Source organism: Arthrobacter sp. AD-310 (genome assembly GCF_054656615.1).
Map to the genome: position 1 here is coordinate 56827 of NZ_BAAHNO010000002.1, position 21691 is coordinate 78517.

The 21691-nt window shown below is 65.9% G+C and carries 16 protein-coding genes and 2 tRNA genes; 4 read left to right on the forward strand and 14 right to left on the reverse strand.

Translation table 11 applies throughout. The annotated features are described in order from the left end of the window. Nucleotides 1–2596, reverse strand: a 2596-nt coding sequence (locus ACYQ1Z_RS00890; RefSeq protein ID WP_459790460.1) for an Rne/Rng family ribonuclease, incomplete at its 3' end; no start/stop codon positions are given. Nucleotides 2597–3024: 428 nt separating this feature from the next. Between ACYQ1Z_RS00890 and ACYQ1Z_RS00895 the strand changes: the two genes are divergently transcribed. Further along, a complete protein-coding gene (locus ACYQ1Z_RS00895; RefSeq protein ID WP_459790461.1) occupies nt 3025–3693 on the forward strand; it encodes a vitamin K epoxide reductase family protein in 669 nt (222 codons plus the stop codon). A 68-nt stretch (nt 3694–3761) separates the two neighbouring features. Here ACYQ1Z_RS00895 and ndk read toward each other — a convergent pair whose 3' ends face one another. From ndk to ileS, 4 genes are all read right to left on the reverse strand, one after another. Then, the gene (gene ndk, locus ACYQ1Z_RS00900) at nt 3762–4178 is read right to left on the reverse strand and encodes a nucleoside-diphosphate kinase (RefSeq protein ID WP_459790462.1); all 417 of its coding nucleotides are present in this window, start codon (nt 4176–4178) and stop codon (nt 3762–3764) included. Nucleotides 4179–4242: 64 nt separating this feature from the next. Further along, nucleotides 4243–4707 (reverse strand): DUF4233 domain-containing protein, encoded by a 465-nt coding sequence (locus ACYQ1Z_RS00905; protein ID WP_459790464.1) that lies wholly within the window; start codon nt 4705–4707, stop codon nt 4243–4245. A 3-nt stretch (nt 4708–4710) separates the two neighbouring features. Then, nucleotides 4711–6069, reverse strand: coding sequence for a bifunctional folylpolyglutamate synthase/dihydrofolate synthase (locus tag ACYQ1Z_RS00910; protein WP_459790465.1), 1359 nt, complete (start codon nt 6067–6069; stop codon nt 4711–4713). 3 nt (nt 6070–6072) lie between these two features. Then, nucleotides 6073–9393: an isoleucine--tRNA ligase gene (ileS, locus tag ACYQ1Z_RS00915; protein ID WP_459790466.1), complete on the reverse strand. Its 3321-nt coding sequence runs from the start codon at nt 9391–9393 to the stop codon at nt 6073–6075. A 355-nt stretch (nt 9394–9748) separates the two neighbouring features. Between ileS and ACYQ1Z_RS00920 the strand changes: the two genes are divergently transcribed. Continuing rightward, nucleotides 9749–10759, forward strand: coding sequence for an endonuclease/exonuclease/phosphatase family protein (locus tag ACYQ1Z_RS00920; protein ID WP_459790467.1), 1011 nt, complete (start codon nt 9749–9751; stop codon nt 10757–10759). 4 nt (nt 10760–10763) lie between these two features. Here ACYQ1Z_RS00920 and ACYQ1Z_RS00925 read toward each other — a convergent pair whose 3' ends face one another. Continuing rightward, nucleotides 10764–11519, reverse strand: coding sequence for an SDR family oxidoreductase (locus tag ACYQ1Z_RS00925; protein WP_459790469.1), 756 nt, complete (start codon nt 11517–11519; stop codon nt 10764–10766). Nucleotides 11520–11612: 93 nt separating this feature from the next. On the opposite strand from ACYQ1Z_RS00925, the gene valS reads away from it, so the two are divergent. After that, complete coding sequence (valS, locus tag ACYQ1Z_RS00930; protein WP_459790470.1) at nt 11613–14228, forward strand: valine--tRNA ligase; 2616 nt, start codon at nt 11613–11615, stop codon at nt 14226–14228. A 357-nt stretch (nt 14229–14585) separates the two neighbouring features. Here the strand turns inward: valS and ACYQ1Z_RS00935 are convergent, their stop codons facing one another. The 6 genes from ACYQ1Z_RS00935 to ACYQ1Z_RS00960 all read right to left on the reverse strand — a co-directional run bounded on the left by ACYQ1Z_RS00935 (nt 14586) and on the right by ACYQ1Z_RS00960 (nt 19844). Next, complete coding sequence (locus tag ACYQ1Z_RS00935; RefSeq protein WP_459790471.1) at nt 14586–15200, reverse strand: mycothiol-dependent nitroreductase Rv2466c family protein; 615 nt, start codon at nt 15198–15200, stop codon at nt 14586–14588. Nucleotides 15201–15263: 63 nt separating this feature from the next. Next, entirely contained in the window at nt 15264–16544 is a 1281-nt protein-coding gene (gene clpX, locus ACYQ1Z_RS00940) for an ATP-dependent Clp protease ATP-binding subunit ClpX (RefSeq protein ID WP_459790472.1), read from the reverse strand. Nucleotides 16545–16721: 177 nt separating this feature from the next. After that, nucleotides 16722–17381: an ATP-dependent Clp protease proteolytic subunit gene (locus tag ACYQ1Z_RS00945; RefSeq protein ID WP_079596337.1), complete on the reverse strand. Its 660-nt coding sequence runs from the start codon at nt 17379–17381 to the stop codon at nt 16722–16724. 37 nt (nt 17382–17418) lie between these two features. Continuing rightward, on the reverse strand, nt 17419–18042 hold the full coding sequence (locus ACYQ1Z_RS00950) for an ATP-dependent Clp protease proteolytic subunit (protein WP_018761581.1): 624 nt from the start codon (nt 18040–18042) through the stop codon (nt 17419–17421). 252 nt (nt 18043–18294) lie between these two features. Then, nucleotides 18295–19689, reverse strand: a complete 1395-nt coding sequence (gene tig / locus ACYQ1Z_RS00955) for a trigger factor (protein WP_459790473.1) — start codon at nt 19687–19689, stop codon at nt 18295–18297. Nucleotides 19690–19769: 80 nt separating this feature from the next. After that, nucleotides 19770–19844: transfer RNA gene (locus tag ACYQ1Z_RS00960), tRNA-Pro, on the reverse strand. 138 nt (nt 19845–19982) lie between these two features. On the opposite strand from ACYQ1Z_RS00960, the gene ACYQ1Z_RS00965 reads away from it, so the two are divergent. Beyond that, nucleotides 19983–20053: transfer RNA gene (locus tag ACYQ1Z_RS00965), tRNA-Gly, on the forward strand. Between the two features lie 43 nt (nt 20054–20096). On the opposite strand, the gene ACYQ1Z_RS00970 is transcribed toward ACYQ1Z_RS00965, so the two are convergent. Both ACYQ1Z_RS00970 and ACYQ1Z_RS00975 read right to left on the reverse strand, forming a co-directional pair. Then, on the reverse strand, nt 20097–21044 hold the full coding sequence (locus tag ACYQ1Z_RS00970; RefSeq protein WP_459790474.1) for an Fpg/Nei family DNA glycosylase: 948 nt from the start codon (nt 21042–21044) through the stop codon (nt 20097–20099). Further along, on the reverse strand, nt 21044–21538 hold the full coding sequence (locus tag ACYQ1Z_RS00975; RefSeq protein WP_459790475.1) for a ribose-5-phosphate isomerase: 495 nt from the start codon (nt 21536–21538) through the stop codon (nt 21044–21046). Before ACYQ1Z_RS00975 ends, ACYQ1Z_RS00970 begins: the two co-directional genes overlap by 1 nt. Nucleotides 21539–21691 lie beyond the last annotated feature (153 nt).

Sequence of the window (21691 nt, forward strand, 5' to 3'; positions counted from 1 at the left end):
CGCCACGTCCGCGCCGCCGCTTGCGGTCCGGCCGGCCGGCGGGCTGGCTGGTGTCCGTCCGCTGGCCTTCGCTGCGGTGCTCGTGGCGGGCTTCCGGCCGGCTGTCGGAGCGCTGCACGTGGTGCTCGGCGGCAACGATGTTGGCCCGGCGGTGCTCTACAGGGTCCTCGTGGGTGACCACGCCACGCCCGGCGCACGCCTCGCACTGCTCGCCGAAGACTTCCAAGAGGCCGGTACCCATCCGCTTGCGCGTCATCTGGACCAGGCCGAGGGAGGTGACCTCGGCGACCTGGTGCTTGGTGCGGTCGCGGCCCAGGCATTCCACCAGGCGGCGCAGGACAAGGTCGCGGTTCGACTCAAGGACCATGTCGATGAAGTCGATGACGATGATGCCGCCGATGTCCCGGAGCCGGAGCTGGCGCACCACTTCCTCGGCTGCTTCGAGGTTGTTCTTGGTGACGGTTTCCTCGAGGTTGCCGCCGCTGCCGGTGAACTTGCCGGTGTTGACGTCCACGACGGTCATGGCTTCGGTGCGGTCGATCACCAGGGAGCCGCCGGAAGGCAGGAAGACCTTGCGTTCCAGGGCCTTGTGGATCTGCTCGTCGATCCGCCAGGCCGCGAAGATGTCCTGCTCCTTGGTCCACTTTTCGAGCCGGCCCACCAGGTCCGGGGCCACGTAGGTGACGTACGCCTCGATGGTGTCCCAGGCCTCCTCACCGGAGACGATGAGCTTGGAGAAGTCCTCGTTGAAGACGTCCCGGACCACCTTGATGGTGAGGTCGGGTTCGCCGTAGAGCAGTTCCGGGGCCAGGACCTTGGTGGACGTGGACTGGCTCTCGATGCCTTCCCACTGCGCACGCAGCCGGTTGATGTCGTGCGTCAGCTCTTCCTCGGACGCACCTTCAGCCGCCGTGCGCACGATGACCCCGGCCTGCTCCGGGAGCCGATCCTTGAGGATGCGCTTGAGCCGGTTGCGTTCGACGTCGGGCAGCTTGCGGGAGATGCCGGTCATCGAACCGCCGGGCACGTACACGAGGTACCGGCCGGGCAGGGAGATCTGGCTGGTGAGGCGGGCGCCCTTATGGCCGACGGGATCCTTGGTCACCTGGACCAGGACGGTGTCGCCGGACTTGAGCGCGTTTTCGATCCGGCGCTGCTTGCCTTCGAGGTTGACGGCTTCCCAGTTCACTTCGCCGGCGTACAGGACGGCGTTACGGCCGCGTCCGATGTCAACGAAGGCCGCTTCCATGGACGGCAGCACGTTCTGGACCTTGCCCAGGTATACGTTGCCGATCAGCGAATCCTGCTGCGTCTTGGACACAAAGTGTTCTGCCAGCACGCCGTCTTCCAGGACAGCGATCTGGATCCTGTCGTCACGCTGCCGGACAATCATCTGGCGGTCCACGGACTCGCGGCGGGCCAGGAACTCGGCCTCGGTGATGACGGTGCGGCGGCGGCCGGTGTCGCGGGATTCGCGCCGGCGCTGCTTCTTGGCTTCCAGCCGGGTGGAGCCCTTGACACTGGTAACCCGGTTGGAGGCCGGCTGATCGCTGACGGTGCGCGGGGCCCGGACACGGGTGATGGTGTTGGGCGGGTCGTCCTCCCCGCCACCAGTGAGCTCGAGGTCCTGGTCGCCGCGGCGTCGGCGGCGCCTGCGCCGTGAGGTGACGCCGTCTTCCAGCGGTGCCTGGTCGTCGTCGGCCTCGCCGGCGTCTTCCTCGCTGTCGGTGCCTGTAACGGCTTCGGCGTCACGGTCGTCCAGGCGGCTGCGGCCACGGCGGCCGCGGCTGCGGCGCCGGCGGCGGCCCGAGGCGTCATCCTCGTCGTCCCCGGCTTCATCCTCGCCCGGTTCCGCCGTTGCTGCCGGCGCCGGGCGCATCACGGTGCTGAGGTCGGGGGCCTGGAACAGCACGGACGTCGGTGACGCCGGCTCCATAAAGAGGGACGCGAACGGGCTGGGGGCGGCTGCTTCTTCGGGCTTGCTTTCCGGGGCACCGGGGGCGGCCGACGGCGCCTGCCCTGTTCCGGCGGCATCCGCACCTTCCGGTCCGGCTGCTGCGGCACCAACGGCTTCGACGGCGGTTGCATCCGCATTTTCGGCCTCGGCCGCAGGCAGGGCCGGGGCGTCCTGTTCCGCTGGTGCGGATTCTGCAACGGGCACACCTGCTTCAGCCGGCGCTGCTGCCGCTTCCTGCTCCACTGCTGCCTCCGGCTCCACCGCGGGGGCGGCGGTCTTGCGGGTGGCAACTCGACGGCGGCGGACCGGCTTGCCGGCCGCTTCTTCAGCGGCGGCCGGAGCCGGTGCCTCCACGGCGGCCTCGCTTGCGGGTTCAACATCAGCTGCGAAGGCAGGCAGCGGTTCGGGGGCCTCGACCTTCTTGCGGGCACGCGTCCGGCGGGCGGGCACTTTGGTTTCGGCGGGGGTTTCCGCGGCGGCAGCTTCCACGTTTTCAGCCGTGGCGGCGTCGGCCGGAACGTTCTCCGCCTGGCCGGTTGCGTCGTCGTCCTTCTTTGCGGCCGCCTTCCGGCGTGTCCTCTTCGGCGCCACAGCGGCCGCCGCTTCCCCGTTAACGGCCAGATCCTGTTCGTTGTCCATATGCAGCTACACTCCTGCCCCTGACGTACCGCCACATCCGGCACCCATTGGGGCACATATTGTCAAAACCCGCAGGCGTTGACAGAAGTCAAGTGGATACTCCCAGGTTCGCACCGGCGGTGGGGTGCGGCAGCCCGTGGGAGCCGGAGGGATGTTCTGAAACCCGTTGTTCTACATGCCACAACCAGGTGCCGCTCAATGGAGTCGCGGGAGGCGTCCGTAGCCTGCCCTGCTCGTCATTGGCGGTCTTGGGAACAAGCCACCGGACCGGAGTCCGAATGTGGATCGGCTTCCAGCCACGTTCATTCTCTCACATCCGGGCTAAATCCCGGGGAGGCGAAGGCCTGCTGTCCCTGGGCTGGGAATGGCTTCCAGCCGCCGGCGTTACAATCGGGCAAGGAGCACCGGACGAAAAGGACGCCACACCAATGCCCAGCATCTCCCCCGCCAGCGGCACCCATGCCCCGGACCGGACGCCCGGACCGGACACCAGTTCTCCAGCGCTGCCTGCCATGGCACGCAACCGGCCGTTCGGCTGGCTGCTGGTGGTCACCGGCGCGGTGGGGTGGCTCGCGTCCGGAACACTTGTCCTCGAAAAACTCGCGGTGCTCCAGGACCCGAACCACACCACGGTCTGCGACGTAAACCCGTGGATTTCCTGCGGCGATGTGATGAAGACCTGGCAGAGTTCGCTGTTCGGTTTCCCCAACATGTTCATCGGGATCGTGGCGTTCGCCGTCATCATCACCGTGGGCATGGCCCTGCTGTCCGGTGCCACGTTTGCCCGGTGGTTCTGGGTGGGCCTGCAGACGGGCGTCACGCTGGGCTTTGCCTTCGTTGTGTGGCTGTGGTCGCAGGCGCTGTACGACATCCACATCCTTTGCCCGTTCTGCATGATCGTCTGGGCTGCCATGATCCCGTTGTTCGTGTGGGTGACAGTCCGGAACATGACGGCCGGCGTCATTCCCGTGCCCTCGGGGGCGGCCCGGGTCCTGGGCGACTCCGGCTGGATCATTGTGGCCCTGCTGTACGTTGCCGTCATCGCCAGCATCTTCTTCGCCTTCATCCAGGTGTTCGCGGGGACCTCGGGGTTCTAGCCCGTTTGCAGCCAAAAGCTAAGGCCAATGTTCATGACGAACATTGGCCTTAGCTTTTGGGCCCGTGGCTACTGGAACCAGATCTTGATCTCGCGCTCGGCGGAATCGGTGGAATCGGATCCGTGCACCAGGTTCTGCTGGACCTTCAGGCCCCAGTCGCGGCCGAAGTCGCCGCGGATGGTGCCCGGGGCGGCCGTGGTGGGATCCGTGGTGCCGGCCAGGGAGCGGAAGCCTTCGATGACGCGGTGGCCTTCGAAGATCGCCGCCACCACGGGGCCGCTAAGCATGAACTCCACCAGGGGCTCATAGAACGGCTTGCCCACGTGCTCCTCATAGTGCTGCTCCAGCAGTTCGCGGGTGGCGTCAACCTTTTTCAGTTCCGCCAGGCTGTAACCCTTGGCTTCGATGCGGGCCAGGATGGCGCCGGTGAGGTTGCGGGCGACGCCGTCGGGCTTGATCAGGACGAGGGTGCGCTCAGTGGTCACAGCTGCTCCAATGCGTTGGGATGGGGTTTCGGAATAAGTCTACGGGGCGGCGTGAACGGCCGGGTCAGGACGACTGTGGCTGGCCGGAACCGCTGGCCTGGTCGGGGTGGGCTGCCTCCCATTCGGCCTGCTCACGCTCGCGCTGGGCAGCCTCGCGGTCCAGTCGGATGCCGGTACGGATTCCATACCACCAGGCGATGGCAAACAGGGCGCCCACCAGGAACATGGCCGGCTCGAAAATGCCGGTCAGGACCAGCACCAGCTGCAGGATCCAGCCCAGGGCCACGCCCCAGGGCTTGGTGAGGAACGCGCACGCCACCACCATCAGGACACTCAGTGCGATGCCCACGCCCAGGATGAGCGCCGGCGGAAACTCGCCGCGGCGCAGGCCGAACACCGCCAGGGTGGCGAAGAACATCACGAACGCTTCCAGGAGCAGCACCGTCGAGGCGAACATCACCTTGGTGGAGCGGCGTTTCTTCGGCATGCCGGGACGCCACTCGCGCTGCGCTTTCGTCAGTCGTGCCATGGCCTACGCCTCCGTCTTTCCAAGCAGGATCCGGGCCTCCGCCACCAGGGTGATGGAACCTGTGACCAGGACACCGCCGGAGAGGTCGTCGTTGGCTTCCGCCCGCTCCACCGCCCATTCCAGGGCGTCGTCCAGTTTCTCGGCGATGTGCACGTTGTCCTCGCCGAAGCCCAGGTCCACGGCGAGTTCAGCGAGTTCGGCAGCGGGGATGGCCCGCGGCGAGTTCGACTGGGTGAAGCAGTACTCCTCCGCCACATCGCCCAGGTGCTCCTTCAGCCCGCGGAGAATCTCCTCCGCGTCCTTTTCCTGCAGCACCCCCACCACGGGGACCAGCCGGGTGAAGGAGAAGGCCTCCTGCAGGGCGGCGGCGGACGCCTTGATGCCGTCCGGGTTGTGCGCGGCGTCCACGATGATGGTGGGCGCGGTCCGCACCACCTCGAGCCTGCCGGGCGATGACACCGCGGCGAAGCCTTCCTGCAGCACGTCGAAGGGCAACTCCTTCTCCCCGCCGAAGAACGCTTCCAGCGCAGCGACGGCGACGGCGGCGTTCTGTGCCTGGTGTGCGCCGTGCAGGGGCACCAGCAAGTCCGGGTAGCGCCCCGCAATGCCCTGGATGGTGACCATCTGGCCGCCCACGGCGACGGTCCGGGACTCGACGCCGAACTCCACGCCTTCGAAGCGGAAGGGTACGCCAACCTCTTTGGCCTTCTCGAGCAGGACCTGTGCCGCATCCAGCGGCTGCGCGGCACTGACGAGGTAGCCGCCCGGCTTGATGATGCCGGCTTTCTCGTAGGCGATGTCGGCCGTGGTGTCCCCCAGCAGGTCCGTGTGGTCCAGCGAAATCGGCGTCACAACGGAGACCTGGCCGTCGCCCACATTGGTCGCGTCGGTGATGCCGCCCAGGCCCACCTCGATGATGGCGACGTTCACGGGCTGGTCCGCGAAGATCGCGAAGCCCAGGATGGTCAGGCACTCGAAGTACGTCAGGCGGGGCTGCCCCTCGGCTTCCAGCTCAGCATCCACGATCTGCAGGTAGGGGCGGATCTCGTCCCAGATGCGGACGAACGTCTCGTCAGGGACCGGGTGCCCGTCGATGCTGATCCGCTCGGTGACCTTGGACAGGTGCGGGCTGGTGTAGCGCCCGGTGCTCAGGCCGTGGGCGCGCAGGACGGACTCGATCATGCGGGACGTCGAGGTTTTACCATTCGTGCCGGTCACGTGGATGATCGGGTACGCCTTGTTGGGTTCGCCGAGCACATCCATGGCGCGGAACAGCGGCGCGAGCCGGGGCTCCATCTTGTTTTCGGGCGCCCGTCCGAGCAGTTCGGCGTAGACGCTTTCCACGGAGAATTCGTCGGTCATGTCCTAGGCCTCCACTTTCTCGACGGCGACGGCGGGTTCATTCACGTCGGCCGGTCCGGCCGTGAGGTCAATGGTCAGCGTTTCGCCCTTCACCAGGTCAGCATTCGCCAGCAGGGCGTCGACGACGTTCTGCCGTGCAGTGACCGAGGTCCGGATGCGGTCGCTGACATTGAGTCCGGCGTCCTTGCGTGCCTGCTGGATGGCGCGGACCATGTCGCGTGCCAGGCCTTCGGCCTCAAGCTCCGGCGTGACCTCGGTGTTGAGGACCACGAAGCCGCCGCCCGGGAGCACGGCCACAGAGGCGCTGCCGCCTTCGGATTCAGCAACAACAGTCTCCAGCGTGTATTCCTGCGGTTCCAGCTGCAGCCCGCCCGCGGTCACCACACCGGCGTCATCCACGGACCAGTCGCCGGACTTGGAGCCCTTGATGGCCACCTGGACGTTCTTGCCCAGGCGCGGACCCGCGGCCCGGGCGTTGACCACCAGCTTCTGCTGGATGCCGAATTCCTCCGGGGAGGCCGTGGCGGCGTCGAGCAGCCGGACGGAGCGCAGGTTGAGTTCATCAGCGACGACGGCGGCGAAGCCTTCCAGAGCATCGGCACCGGGTGCCACCACGGTGAGTTCCTGCAGGGGCAGGCGGACACGGAGGTTGGCGGCCTTGCGGAGGGATGAGCCGGTGGAGCAGATCTGCTGGACCCGGTCCATGGCCTGGACGAGGTCCGGGTTGGCCGGGAACAGGTCCGCGTCAGGCCAGTCGGCGAGGTGCACGGAGCGGCCGCCCGTCAGCCCGCGCCAGATTTCCTCGGAGACCAGCGGCAGCAGTGATGCTGCCGCACGGGAGACGGTCTCCAGCGCCGTGTACAGCGCGTCGAACGCGTCCTGGTCCTCGTCGAAGAAGCGCTGGCGGCTGCGTCGGACGTACCAGTTGGTGAGCATGTCCAGGTAGCTGCGCAGCTCATCGCAGGCACCGGAGATGTCGTAGGTGTCCAGCTGGACGGTCATGTTCCGGACCAGGTCTCCGGTGTTGGCCAGCAGGTACTGGTCCAGGGTGTCGGTGTAGCCGTCGTAGCGCAGTTTCGCGTCGTAGCCCTCGCCGCCCCGGGCCGCGTTGGTGTACAGGGTGAAGAAGCTGTACACGTTCCACAGCGGCAGGATGACCTGCCGGACACCGTCGCGGATCCCCTGTTCGGTGACGATCAGGTTGCCGCCGCGGAGGATGGGACTGGACATCAGGAACCAGCGCATCGCGTCGGAGCCGTCACGGTCCAGGACCTCGGACACGTCAGGGTAGTTGCGCAGGCTCTTGGACATTTTCTGCCCGTCCGAGCCCAGCACGATGCCGTGGCTGATGACGTTGCGGAACGCCGGCCGGTCGAACAGTGCCGTGGACAGGATGTGCAGCATGTAGAACCAGCCGCGGGTCTGTCCGATGTATTCGACGATGAAGTCGGCAGGGTTGTGGGTGTCGAACCAGGCCTCGTTCTGGAACGGGTAGTGCACCTGGCCGTACGGCATGGAGCCGGAGTCGAACCAGACGTCCAGCACGTCCTCCACCCGGCGCATCACGGACTGCCCCTCTTCGGGGGTGCGGGGATCGTCCGGGTTGGGCCGGGTCAGTTCGTCGATGAAGGGCCGGTGGAGGTCCACCTGGCCGTCCTTGTTGAGCGGCAGGCGGCCGAAGTCGGCCTCGATCTCGGCCAGCGAACCGTACACGTCGGTGCGCGGGTACTCGGGGTCGCTGGACTGCCAGACGGGGATGGGGCTGCCCCAGTACCGGTTGCGGCTGATGGACCAGTCACGGGCGTTTTCCAGCCACTTGCCGAATTGTCCGTCCTTGACGTTGCCGGGGATCCAGTTGATCTCCTGGTTCAGTTCGGACATCCGGTCCTTGAACTTGGTGACCTCCACGTACCAGGAGGAGACGGCCCGGTAGATGAGCGGGTTGCGGCAGCGCCAGCAGTGCGGGTAGCTGTGCTCGTAGCTGGCCTGCTTGACGAGGCGGCCCTGGGCGCGCAGCACCTGGGTGATGGGCTTGTTGGCCTCGAACACCTGCAGCCCGGCAATGTCGTGGAGGTCGCCGTGCTTGAACAGGGGCAGGAAGTTCGCGCCCTCGTCCACGGAGAGCACCACCGGGATCCCGGCCTCCTCGCAGACCTTCTGGTCGTCCTCGCCGTAAGCGGGTGCCTGGTGCACGATGCCCGTACCGTCGGTGGTGGTGACGTAATCGGCAACCAGGATCCGCCAGGCGTTCTCCATGCCGTACTTTTCGTTGTCGCTGAAGTCGTTCCACAGCGGCCGGTAGCGCAGGCCTTCCAGCTCGGCGCCGGAGTGGGTGGAGATGACGGCGGCCTCCGCGTCGTCGAAGCCCTCGTAGCCGAGGTCCTTGGCGTAGGCGGAGAGCAGGTCGGCAGCCAGCAGGAAGCTGCCGGTGACCGGGGCGTCGGCCGAGGCTGCCTTGATGCCGTTGGGTCCCGCGGGCAGGACCACGTAGGTGATGTCAGGGCCGACGGCGAGCGCGGCGTTGGTGGGCAGCGTCCAGGGGGTGGTGGTCCAGGCCAGTGCCTGGACGCCGGCAAGCTGCTTCGACAGGGCGGACTCCCCCGGGAGGATGGGGAACGTGACCGTGACGGTCTGGTCCTGGCGGTTCTTGTAGACGTCGTCGTCCATGCGCAGTTCGTGGTTGGACAGCGGCGTCTCGTCCTTCCAGCAGTAGGGCAGGACGCGGTAGCCGTTGTAGGTCAGGCCCTTTTCATGCAGCTGCTTGAACGCCCACAGAACCGACTCCATGTACTCCACGTTGAGTGTCTTGTAGTCGTTGTCGAAGTCCACCCAGCGCGCCTGCCGGGTGACGTAGCTGCGCCACTCGTCGGCGTACTTCATCACGGAGGCACGGCAGGCGTCGTTGAACTTGTCGATGCCCATAGCTTCGATCTGGGTCTTGTCCGTCATCCCCAGCTGCTTCATCGCTTCCAGCTCGGCGGGCAGCCCGTGGGTGTCCCAGCCGAAGCGGCGTTCCACGCGCTTGCCGCGCTGGGTCTGGTAGCGGCCCACCAGGTCCTTGGCGTAGCCGGTGAGGAGGTGGCCGTAGTGGGGCAGGCCGTTGGCAAAGGGCGGGCCGTCGTAGAAGACGAACTCGTTGCTGCCGGGTTCCCCGCCGGGGGCGTCGGCACTGCGCTGGTCAATGCTGGCCTGGAAGGTGCCGTCCTGGTCCCAGTATTTGAGGATGCGCTCTTCGATCTCCGGGAACTTCACGGAGGCGGATACGCCTGCACGGCTGGAGGAGGTGCCGCTGGTGGAGGCTGAGGCCTTGGGGTAATACGTCATTCTCGACATCCTGGGTTGGGCGTGGCGAACCGCCGGCGGGCGCCGGCTGTTCCGTTCAGGATGCGAGGACGGCTGCCGTGTTGTCCGCCGGACTCCACGCTCACCGCGGTACCACCTCACTTACCGCCGCTGCCTGGACCTGTGGACCAGCCTGGCGTCGGCCTCTCATTACTGCTGTGACGGGCTTACCCGTCCGGTTCTACTGGCGCAGGATGCCCTGGGGGTTTCCTGCGTGTTCTTCCGGAAGCTCACCGGTGATTGCCGGGTCATAGCCGGTTTCGAGTCTACTATCCCCCTGCCTGTGGTTTCCATTCGTCCTGCCTGGAATGGGGCTGCCGCGCCTAGAATCGGATGCATGAATGCGCCCGCCGGTGCGGCAGGCCTCCCTGCGGGCCGGAATGCCGGGCGGAACCGCGTCCTGCGCCGGCTGGCATGCGTGGCTGCGGCTCCCGTGGCGGGGATGTTTTTCCTGCGGGCAGTGCCCGCTGAATGGCCCGTCACGGCAGTGCAGTTGCTGGCCTTTCTGCCCTGGTTTACAGTGCCGGCCGCCATGGCGTTCCTGCTGGCCCTGCCCGGCGGCAGCAGGCCGCTGCAGGTCCTGACGGCAGTGCTGCTCGGCGTGCAGGTGCTGTGGCTGTTCCCGCCCGGGGTTCCCGCCAGCGACGCGGCACATGCCCGTGCACCGGCCGTACGGGTGAAGGTTATGACGATCAATGCCGAACTGGGCGGGGCGGACGCCGCCGGCGTTGTGGAGCTGGTACGGGAACAGCACGTGGGCCTGCTTGCGATTGAGGAGTACACGCCGGACCTGGAAGACAGGCTGGCCGTCGCCGGACTGACGGCCGTTCTCCCTCACCAGGTGTCGCATCCCCGCGGCCGGGCCGCGGGAGCTGCCGTATATTCCTCCTATCCCCTGACCGGAGCGGGACTCGTGCCCGGAACCCGGTTTGCCATGCCTATTGTCACCGTCAATCTGGGGCGCGGTACCCTTCGGGTGGTCGCCGTGCACACCCTGGCGCCGGTGGACGACGGACTCGCGCAGTGGCGCCGGGACTTTGCAGCACTGGGAGATGCCGATCCGGGGTCCGGACCGCTGCTGCTGGCGGGGGATTTCAACGCGACGCTGGACCATCGGGAGTTCCGCGGACTGCTGGCGGACGGGCGCCGGCCGCTGGTGGACGTGGCTGCAGCGTCCGGAAACCGGCTGGTGCCTACGTGGCCCATGCGCGGCTATCATCTTCCCGGCGTCACACTGGACCATCTGGTGACGGGCGGGGGCATCCACGGCTCGGACTACGCTGCCCACCGCCTGGCCGGGACCGACCACGCTGCCGTGACCGCCACCCTGGACGTCCCCGTTCCGTAGCGGCTCAGCCTTTGCGGATCAGCTTGTGGTTGGCGGCCTGCGCCACGGGCCGGATGATGATCTGGTCCAGATTCACGTGGTGCGGCAAGGAGACGGCATAGCGGACGACTTCGGCGACGTCTTCAGCGGTAAGGGGTTTCTCCACGCCCTGGTAAACCTTCTCCGCCGCCTGCCGGTCGCCGAGCCGGTTCAAGGCGAACTCTTCCGTGCGGACCAGCCCGGGCGCAACCTCAATCACGCGGATGTTGTGTTCGGCCTCTTCCAGCCGGAGCGCCCCGGTCATGGCATGCTGGGCGAATTTGGCGGCATTGTAGCCACCGCCGCCCTCGTAGGCTGCGATGGCCGCTGTGGACGTGAGGTTGAGCACTGTGCCTTCACCATGGGCACGAAGCATGGGCAGGAACGCCCGCGTCACTTTCATGGTGCCCAGCACGTTCACGCGGTACATCCAGTCCCAGTCCTCGGTGCTTGCAGCTCCGATCGTGTCTGCTCCCCGGGCGCCGCCGGCAATATTGATGAGCGTGTCCACGCCGCCCGCCCGGGTGACCTGGGCCAGGAGCCGGGACACGTCGTCGTCCTCGGAAATGTCGGCGGGGATGGCCACCGCCCCCGTTTCCGCGGCGAGGGCCTCCAGCCGGTCCGCCCGGCGGGCCACCGCGAATACGGTCCATCCTTCGGCGCGGAGCGCCCGCACGGCGGCTTCGCCGATCCCGCTGCTTGCGCCGGTCACCAGGGCTGCGTTCTTCGCATCGTCAGTCATGGCACCACCCTAGCCCGGCCCGCGGAGGGAACCGCCGGCGCTGCCGTTACACGCGTTAACTCAGCCCTGCCCCGGGCATGAAAGAATTGCCTAATGGCTGAAGACACGCAGGGTACAGACACGCCCACCACCGCCCCCATCAACGTTCCGGACAAGCCGGCCCTCGAAGGCCTCGAAGCTGCCCTTACGCAGCGCTGGCTGGACGAAGGGACCTACAAGTTCGACCGCAATACCACCCGGGACCAGGTCTACTCGATCGATACTCCCCCGCCGACTGCGTCCGGCTCGCTCCATGTGGGCCACATGTTCTCCTTCACGCAGACCGACGTCCAGGCCCGCTACATGCGGATGACCGGCAAGAACGTCTTCTACCCCATGGGCTGGGACGACAACGGCCTGCCTACCGAACGCCGCGTCCAGAACTATTACGGCGTGCGTTGCGATCCGGCCATCCCATACAACGCCGACTACCGGCCGCCCGCGCAGCCGGCCAAGAACCAGCGTGATTTCGACGTCGTCTCCCGCCAGAACTTCATCGAACTGTGCGAAGAACTCGCCGTGGAGGACGAGAAGGTCTTCGAGAACCTGTTCCAGACCCTCGGCCTGTCCGTGGACTGGGACCTGACCTACCGCACCATCGACGACACGTCCCGTGCGGTCTCCCAGCGCGCGTTCCTGGCCAACCTCGCCGCCGGTGATGCCTACATGGCAGAAGCCCCCACCCTGTGGGACGTGACGTTCCGCACCGCAGTGGCGCAGGCCGAACTTGAAGACCGTGAGGTACCGGGCGCCTACTACCGCTACCCCTTCTTTACGGTGGACGGCGAAAAGATCTTCATCGAGACCACCCGCCCCGAGCTCCTGGCCGCCTGCGCCGCGCTGGTGGCCAACCCGGACGATGAGCGCTACCAGCCGCTTTTCGGCAAGACCGTGCGGTCCCCGCTGTTCGACGTCGAACTTGAGGTCAAGGCCCACCCGCTGGCCAAGGCGGACAAGGGCTCCGGCATTGCCATGGTCTGCACCTTCGGCGACCTTACCGACGTCACCTGGTGGCGCGAACTCCAGCTGCCCACCCGCGCCATTATGGGACGTGACGGGCGGATCATCGCCGATACCCCGGACTGGATCACCACCGACGCGGGCAAGGAGGCCTATGCGGCCATCGCCGGGAAGACGGCCTTCTCCGCCAAGGAGGCGGTGGTGGAACTCCTCACCGCTGCCGGCCTCCTTGACGGCGAGCCAAAGAAGATCAGCCATCCGGTTAACTTCTTCGAGAAGGGCGACAAGCCGCTGGAGGTTGTCACGTCCCGGCAGTGGTACATCCGTAACGGCGGCCGCGACGAGGACCGCAGGGAGCGGCTGATTGCCCGGGGCCAGGAGATCAACTTCCACCCGTCCTTCATGCGGTCACGCTACGAAAACTGGATCGCGGGCCTCAACGGTGACTGGCTGGTCTCCCGCCAGCGTTTCTTCGGGGTGCCCATTCCCGTCTGGTACGCCCTTGATGCCCAGGGCAATCCGGACTACGAAAACCCGATCCTGCCCACCGACGACATGCTTCCCGTGGATCCGGCGGCGGATGCGGCTCCGGGCTTCGACGAATCCCAGCGCGACCAGGCCAACGGCTTCACCGGGGACGCCGACGTCCTGGACACCTGGGCCACTTCTTCCCTGACGCCGCAGATTGTGGGCGGCTGGAGCCGTGATGAGGACCTGTTCTCGAAGGTCTTCCCGTTCGACCTGCGTCCCCAGGGCCACGACATCATCCGCACCTGGTTGTTCTCTTCGGTGGTGCGTGCCGATGCACTGCAGAAGACCGCGCCGTGGAAGCATGCAGCGATTTCCGGCTGGATCCTGGACCCGGACCGCAAGAAGATGTCCAAGTCCAAGGGCAATGTGGTTGTCCCCACGGATGTGTTGAACGAGTACGGTTCGGACGCCGTCCGCTACTGGGCCGCCTCGGCACGCCTGGGCGCGGACACAGCCTATGAGATCGCCCAGATGAAGATTGGCCGCCGCCTGGCGATCAAACTGCTGAACGCGTCCAAGTTCGTGCTGAACCTGGGGGCCACGGAAAACTCCGTGGTGTCCGGCGACCTGTCCGTCCTGACGAACCCCCTGGACCGTGCGCTGCTGGCCCAGCTGGCCGACGTCGTTGCCCAGTCCACCAAAGCGTTCGACAATTACGACTACGCCCGTGCCCTGCAGCTGACCGAGACGTTCTTCTGGCAGTTCACCGACGACTACGTCGAGCTCATCAAGGACCGCGCCTACGGGGCGGCGGGCGAATCCGAACAGGCGTCGGTGCTGGCTGCCCTGGCCACCACGCTGGATACCCTGCTGCGCCTGTTCGCACCGTTCCTGCCGTTCGCGACCGAGGAAGTCTGGAGCTGGTGGCGGACCGGTTCCGTCCACCGTGCCGCCTGGCCCGCCGGTATCGAGGTGGACGGTGACACCACCATGCTCGCTACCGTGGGCACCGCGCTCAGCGGCGTCCGGAAGGCGAAGTCCGAGGCAAAGGTCAAGCAGCGCACGGAGGTGCTGTCGGCCACGATCACGGCTCCGGAGTCGCTGACCGCACAACTGCAGGCCGGCCTGCAGGACCTGAAGGCTGCCTCGAACGCGCGGGAGATCACCCTGGTGGTGGGCGACGGCGACCTGGCCGTCAGTGATGTGGACCTGGCGACGGAAGAGGCTGCCAAGGCATAGCGCCCGGTTTCAGGACATGCGCCCTGTTTCAGGGCAAAGGGGAAGCCCCATCAGCGTTTTGCCGTTGGTGGGGCTTCGACTTTTCGGCCATCTGGTGACGTTCTTGATGGTCTGGCAGAATCCGTGGAATTTCAGGTCTTCCTACCTCGTCACTGGTAGCTGTATCCGGCTTTGCCAAAGGCTGCGTCGGATACCTATCACTGAATCTTTGGTTCCTGCGTCCCGCTTCTTTCGAAGTGGGTAAGAACTATTGTTGTCCCGGCCGGGGGCATGCGCAAGGGCCCCGGAAGAACTACATCATGGTAGTTATCGCGGGGCCCTTGGGCGGTGTTATGTCCCGCAAGAAGCGGGTTTGAATCAGCTGAATTCCGGGCTTTCCGTCCGGCTGCGCTTGAGTTCGAAGAAGTGCGGATAGGCTGCCAGGACTGTCGTGGCGTCCCAAAGTTGGCCGGCTTCCTCGCCCCGGGGGATACGGGTGAGGACAGGGCCGAAGAACGCCGTCCCGTTGAATGCCACTACGGGAGTGCCGACGTCCTGTCCCACCAGGGAGATGCCTTCGTCGTGGCTGGCGCGCAGTTGGGCGTCGTAGGCGTCGGTGGTGGCCGCTTCGGCCAGCGATGCGGGAAGGCCGCACTCGGCCAGCGCCTTGGTGATCACCAGGGTGCGGTCCTTTTCGCCGGCGTCGTGGATCAGCGTACCCATGGCGTCGTAGAGTGCCTTGACCACCTGCGGTCCGTGTTCCTGCTGCGCGGCGATGATCACCCGGACCATGCCCCAGGCGTTGTCCATTGATTCTCGGTAGGACGGCTCGAGGTCGCGGCCCTCGTTGAGGACAGCGAGGCTCATGACGTGCCAGACGGTCTCGATGTCGCGGACGCCTTCAACCTCACCGATCCAGCGGGAGGTGATCCAGGCGAAGGGGCAGAGCGGATCGAACCAGAAGTCGGCCCTGTTCTTGGCGTTTTCAGGCATGGCGGGTCCTTCAGGTAGAGGGGACTGCGCAGGGGGCAGCCATGACGTGCAGGGTGGTATGCGTCAGGCGGACTTCCTGCGCTTGGCGGCGTGCGGGATCATGGTGGGTTCGGCGCCCCGAAGGACGACATCCGCCGTGATGACTACACTGGCCACGTCTTCGCGGCTGGGGAGATCGAACATCACGGGCAGCAGGACTTCCTCCAGGATGGCGCGGAGGCCCCGGGCACCGGTGCCGCGTTCCAGGGCCTGGTCCGCGATGGCATCCAGGGCGGCGTCGTCGAAGACGAGCTCAACGCCATCGATCTGGAACATCTTCTGGTACTGCTTGACCAGGGCGTTTTTGGGCGTGGAGAGGATCTGGATCAAGGCTTCCCGGTCCAGGTTGGACACGGTGGTGATCACCGGCAGACGGCCGATGAATTCCGGGATCAGGCCGAACTTCAGGAGGTCCTCGGGCATGACCTCTCCGTAGGAATCCACCTTCTTGCTGGCGTCGTTGAGCGGAGCACCAAATCCGATGCCCTTGCGCCCGGAGCGTGACCCGATGATCTCTTCAAGTCCGGCGAAGGCTCCTGCCACGATGAACAGGACGTTGGTGGTGTCGATCTGGATGAATTCCTGGTGCGGGTGCTTCCGGCCGCCCTGCGGCGGCACCGAGGCAACGGTGCCCTCAAGGATTTTCAGCAATGCCTGCTGGACGCCCTCGCCGGAGACGTCACGGGTGATCGAGGGGTTTTCGCTCTTACGGGAGATCTTGTCGATCTCGTCGATGTAGATGATGCCCTGCTCGGCCTTCTTGACGTCGTAGTCTGCTGCCTGGATGAGCTTGAGGAGGATGTTCTCGACGTCCTCGCCCACGTATCCGGCCTCGGTGAGGGCCGTGGCGTCGGCGACGGCGAAGGGGACGTTCAGGCGGCGGGCGAGGGTTTGCGCAAGGTAGGTTTTGCCGCAGCCCGTGGGGCCGATCAGGAGGATGTTCGACTTGGCGATTTCGACGTCGTCATGGTGTCCGCCGTCGCCCAGGCTGCCGGCCTTGGGCGCGTGCCCGGCCTGGATGCGCTTGTAGTGGTTGTAGACGGCGACGGCCAGGGAGCGCTTGGCCGGCTCCTGGCCGATCACGTACTCCTGGAGGAAGTCGAAGATTTCGCGGGGCTTTGGCAGTTCGAAGCTGCCGAGGTCGGCGACTTCGGCGAGCTCCTCCTCAATGATTTCGTTGCACAGCTCTATGCATTCATCGCAGATGTAGACACCGGGCCCGGCAATGAGCTTGCGCACCTGCTTCTGGCTCTTTCCGCAGAAAGAGCACTTCAGCAGATCCGTGCTCTCGCCAATCCGAGCCATATGTGAACCCCTTAGTATCTTGCTGCCAGGCAGCCTTGCACCGTTGCTGGAATCTTCACCAGCCTGCGAGGACCGGTTTGTGACAACATCCACTCTAGGTCACATTGGCGCCCAAGGGTGGAAGGAAAAGGCCGGTGGGGCCAAATGGACTGGCCCGCACCGGCGCTTTACGTACTGCTACCTCGTGATTGCCTGAGGCTTGATCTTGCGTGAATCGAGGACCTGGTCGATCAGGCCGTAGGCCTGTGCCTCGTCGGCGGTCAGGATCTTGTCACGCTCGATGTCGTTGTTGACCTGCTCGGACGTGCGGCCCGAGTGGTGGGCGAGGGTGTCCTCCAGCCAGGACCGCATCCGCATGACTTCCGCGGCCTGGATCTCAAGGTCGGAGGCCTGTCCGCCCTGGCCGCCGGAGAGGGCGGGCTGGTGGATCAGCACACGGGCGTTGGGCAGCGCCAGGCGCTTGCCGGGGGTGCCGGCCGCCAGGAGGACGGCGGCGGCGCTTGCGGCCTGGCCGAGGCACACGGTCTGGATCTCCGGACGGATGTACTGCATGGTGTCGTAGATGGCCGTCATGGCGGTGAAGGACCCGCCCGGGGAGTTGATGTACAGGGTGATGTCGCGGTCCGGGTCCGTCGACTCAAGCACCAGCAGCTGGGCCATGATGTCGTCAGCGGAGGCATCGTCCACCTGCACGCCCAGGAAGATGATGCGGTCCTCGAAGAGCTTGGTGTAGGGGTCCTGGCGCTTGAAACCGTACGGGGTGCGTTCCTCGAACTGCGGCAGGACGTAGCGGCTGGACGGAAGATTGCCGGCGGACCACCCGAAGTTGTAGTTCATTTTGTTGCTCCTGATCGAAAGTGTTCTTAATGCCGGATTAGTTCTGGGAGGCCGATTCGCCGGAGGAACCGTTGGACGTTCCACCGCCGCCGGACACGGAACCGGCGTGCGCGGCGATCTTGTCGAAGAATCCGTACTCGAGCGCCTCGGTGGCGGTGAACCACTTGTCGCGGTCGTTGTCCTTGAGGATCGTCTCCACGGTCTGGCCGGTCTGCTCGGCGGTCAGTTCCGCCATGACCTTCTTCATGTGGAGGATGAGTTCTGCCTGGATCTTGATGTCCGAGGCGGTGCCGCCGATGCCGCCGGAGGGCTGGTGCATCAGGACGCGGGCGTTGGGGGTGGCGTAGCGCTTGCCCTTGGTGCCGGAGGACAGCAGGAACTGGCCCATCGAGGCTGCCAGGCCGGTGGCCACGGTCACGACGTCGTTCGGGATGAACTGCATGGTGTCGTAGATGGCCATGCCTGCCGTCACGGAGCCGCCCGGGGAGTTGATGTAAAGGTAGATGTCCTTTTCCGGGTTTTCAGCGGAGAGCAGCAGCAGCTGGGAGCAGATGGCGTTGGCGTTGTCGTCACGCACCTCCGAACCGAGCCAGATGATCCGCTCCTTCAGCAGGCGGTTGTAAATGTAGTTGTCCTGGGCTGCAGGATCGACGGTCGCCATCCGGGGGGCCTCTGGGTGCTGTGACATGGTTACTTACCTCTCGCTGGTGACGGTGACATCACTGAAAATCACTACTTGGACACTAACCGGTTTCACCGACATTTTGTTCGCGCCCCCGCGGCTGTTCGCTGACGGCGCACGATCGGCGCAGCGGCTATGCGGCAGCGGCGCAAGAGACAGTGCAGGGCCTGTGCCACAACGCCAACGGCCCCCGGATCTGGTGATCCGGGGGCCGTTCAGCGCATCGCGGGACTAGGCCTTTGCCTCAGCCTTGTCGCCCTCTTCGGAGGCCTCGACGGTCTCGGCTTCGCCGGCGTCAGCGGCTTCAACAGCGTCGGCTGCCGGTGCTTCCTCGCCGCCGGGGCGGACGAAGTCGCTCAGGTCAACAGCCTTGCCCTCGGTGTCCGTCACCTCGGCCTGGCCCAGGACCACGGCCAGCGCCTTGCGGCGGCGGACCTCGGAAACCATCATCGGAACCTGGCCGCTCTGGTCAATGATCTGCGCGAACTGGTTGGGGTCCATGCCGTACTGGCTGGCGGTGGTGACAATGTAGTCGATCAGCTCGTTCTGGCTGACGTTGACTTCTTCCTTTTCGGCAATCGCGTCAAGGATGATCTCGTTCTGGAAGGCTCGTGCGGTGTTGGCACGGACCTCTTCGCGGTGCTCCTCGGTGTCGTGCTCACCCTCACCGTGGCCGTTGCCCTCCTTGAAGTGGGCTTCGAGCTGCTCTTCGACGACGGAGTCCGGAACCGGAACCTCGACGAGCTCAACAAGCTTGTCCAGGACCTTGTCGCGGGCCTCAACGCCCTGCTCGACGATCTTGGAGTCGGCAGCCTGCTTGGCGAGGTCCTCGCGCAGCTCGGCCAGGGTGTCGAACTCGGAGGCCAACTGGGCGAAGTCGTCGTTCGCCTCGGGCAGTTCGCGCTCCTTGACGGCCTTCACAACAACCTTGACCTGGGATTCCTGGCCGGCGTGGTCGCCGCCCACCAGGGTGGTGTTGAAGATGGCGTCCTCGTCGGCACTGAGGCCGGTAACGGCCTCGTCCAGGCCTTCGAGCATGGTGCCCGAGCCAACCTGGTACGACAGGCCGGAAGCGGAGTCCACTTCCTCGCCGTCGATGGTGGCGGTGATGTCAATGGTGAGGAAGTCGCCGTCGGCAGCGGGACGGTCCACGGACTTCAGCGTGCCGAAGCGGCCGCGGAGCTCGTCGAGGGCCTTGTCAACGTCTTCGTCGGAGGACTGCGCAGCGGCAACCTCGACCTTGATGCCGGAGTAATCCGGGAGTTCGATTTCGGGACGGACGTCAACCTCGGCAGCGAACTTCAGGCCGCCGTCGGTGGCGGAAGGGTCCGGGACCTCGGTGATTTCGACCTCGGGGCGGCTCAGCGGGCGGATGCCGGACTCCTGCACGGCAGCCTGGTACCAGCCATTGAGGCCGTCGTTGATGGCGGTTTCGAGTACGTAGCCGCGGCCGACCCGCTGGTCGATGAGCTTTGCGGGAACCTTGCCCTTACGGAAACCGGGGACCTGGATCTGCGAAGCAACAGTCTTGTAAGCCGAGTCGATGCTGGGCTTCAGTTCCTCAAAGGGAACCTCAACGTTGAGCTTGACCCGCGTGGGGGTGAGGTTCTCGACAGCGCTCTTCACGGTCTAAGTACTCCTGGGTTTGTGGGATGGGTTTCTGCAAACGCAATGTTTTGTCCAGGCCACAGGCCCGGGCGGCAGAGTCGGGGTGACAGGATTTGAACCTGCGACTTCCTGCTCCCAAAGCAGGCGCTCTAGCCAAGCTGAGCTACACCCCGTTAGTGCACAGGCAAGTCTACGGTGATCCGCGCCGTGTTTGCACATTTGACACGTAGCCCATGGATTAGGTTTAGTTATATCCGGCTTGAACAGCCAGCCCGAAGTTTCCACCCGCACCACGCAGAAGGATCTTCCTCGGGGACGTAGCTTAATGGTAAAGCCTCAGTCTTCCAAACTGATTACGCGGGTTCGATTCCCGTCGTCCCCTCTGCACTACAAAAGAGCCCCTCCTTGGAGGGGCTCTTTTGTTTCTACTCCTGCTGGCAGTTCGGGCACCAGTACAGGTTGCGCCCGGCCAGTTCCGCGATCAGCACGGCGGTGCGGCACACCCGGCAGGGCAGTCCCTGGCGCTTGTAGACAAAATGGGCGTCCTCCCCCGCCGGGAAACTTCCACTTTTGGGCGGAACGGGCAGGCCGGCGGCGGCTGCCTTGGCGGCCGTCGTTCCGTGAACCGCCCAGTATCTGGGCGGAGTGGTGATGATCCGGCCGTCGGCTACGCCGTCGCCCATGAGCGTGACAACGTCCCGCCACAGCTTCCGGGCAGTGGTGTCCGTGACGGCGGAGCCCGGAAGCCAGGGGTGCAGGCGCAGGCGGAACAGGACCTCAGCGCGGTAGACGTTCCCGATGCCCGCGATGATCCTCTGGTCCATCAGGAGGGCGGCCACGGGTGTTTTGCGGCTTTGCAGGTTTTCGGCGAACCGGCCGGCGTCGCCGCGGCGGTTCCGGAGCGGGTCCGGGCCGAGCCGGGCAAGCACGGCGTCGGCTTCCGCCGCAGTGATGGTTTCGCACGTCGTGGCGCCGCGCAGGTCAGCCCATCCGTGGCTGCCGGCAAGCCGGACCCGGACCGCGCCGACCGGGGCGGGCGGCCCGGCATAGGAGTCGTCGGCACCGTCCTCCGCGAACGATTCCTGTTCGCCCACCCGGCGTGGCGCGCCAATACTGGAGGCCCCGGTGAAGGTGCGGTCGCCGCCAAAGCTCCAGGCTCCGTACAGGCCCAGGTGGACATGCAGGACCAGGGCGTTGTCAAAATGCAGGAACAGATGCTTGCCGTGGGCGTCGGCGGTGAGCAGGGTGTGGCCGTCCAGCAGCGCCGCTCCCCCGCTGAACCTGCCCTGCGGGCTGGAGACGGCGAGCCGCTGGCCGGTGAAAACGTCCCCGAACTGCCGGGCAAGGCGCCGGACGGAATGCCCTTCAGGCACTATTCGATGACCTCGCCGGTGGCCTCGTAGGCGGCGATCTTGCCGATCCGGCGGACATGCCGCTCGTCATTGCTGAAGGGTTCAGCCAGGAAGGCCTCGATCAGCCCAGTTGCCTCTTCCACGGTGTGCTGGCGTCCGCCGACAGCCACCACGTTGGCGTCGTTGTGTTCGCGGGCGAGGGTGGCGGTGGAGTGGTTCCAGGCGAGCGCTGCCCGGACGCCCTTGACCTTGTTGGCGGCGATCTGCTCGCCGTTGCCCGAACCGCCGAGCACGATGCCGAGGGCGTGGACACCGGCCTGCTGGTCGGCTACCACGGCGAGGGCGGCGTTGATGCAGAAGGAGGGGTAGTCGTCCTGGGCGTCGTAGACCTTGGGCCCGTGGTCCACCACTTCGTATCCCTTGGCGGTGAGGTGGGACACCAGGTGGGCGCTGAGCTCCATGCCTGCGTGGTCGGTGGCGATGTGGACCCGCGGGAAGGCAGGGGTAGAGGTCACGAGCAGAATCCGTTCAGTTGGCGGCGCTGGCGGCCGGCCGGGGAGGCGCCGGGGAGGTAAACAACACGGTCAAGGATACTAGGAGTCCGCCCCGCCGGCCTGCTGGGCGGTCCCTCCGCCCCGCCGCGCCCTGGCGGCCACACGGGTGAGCAC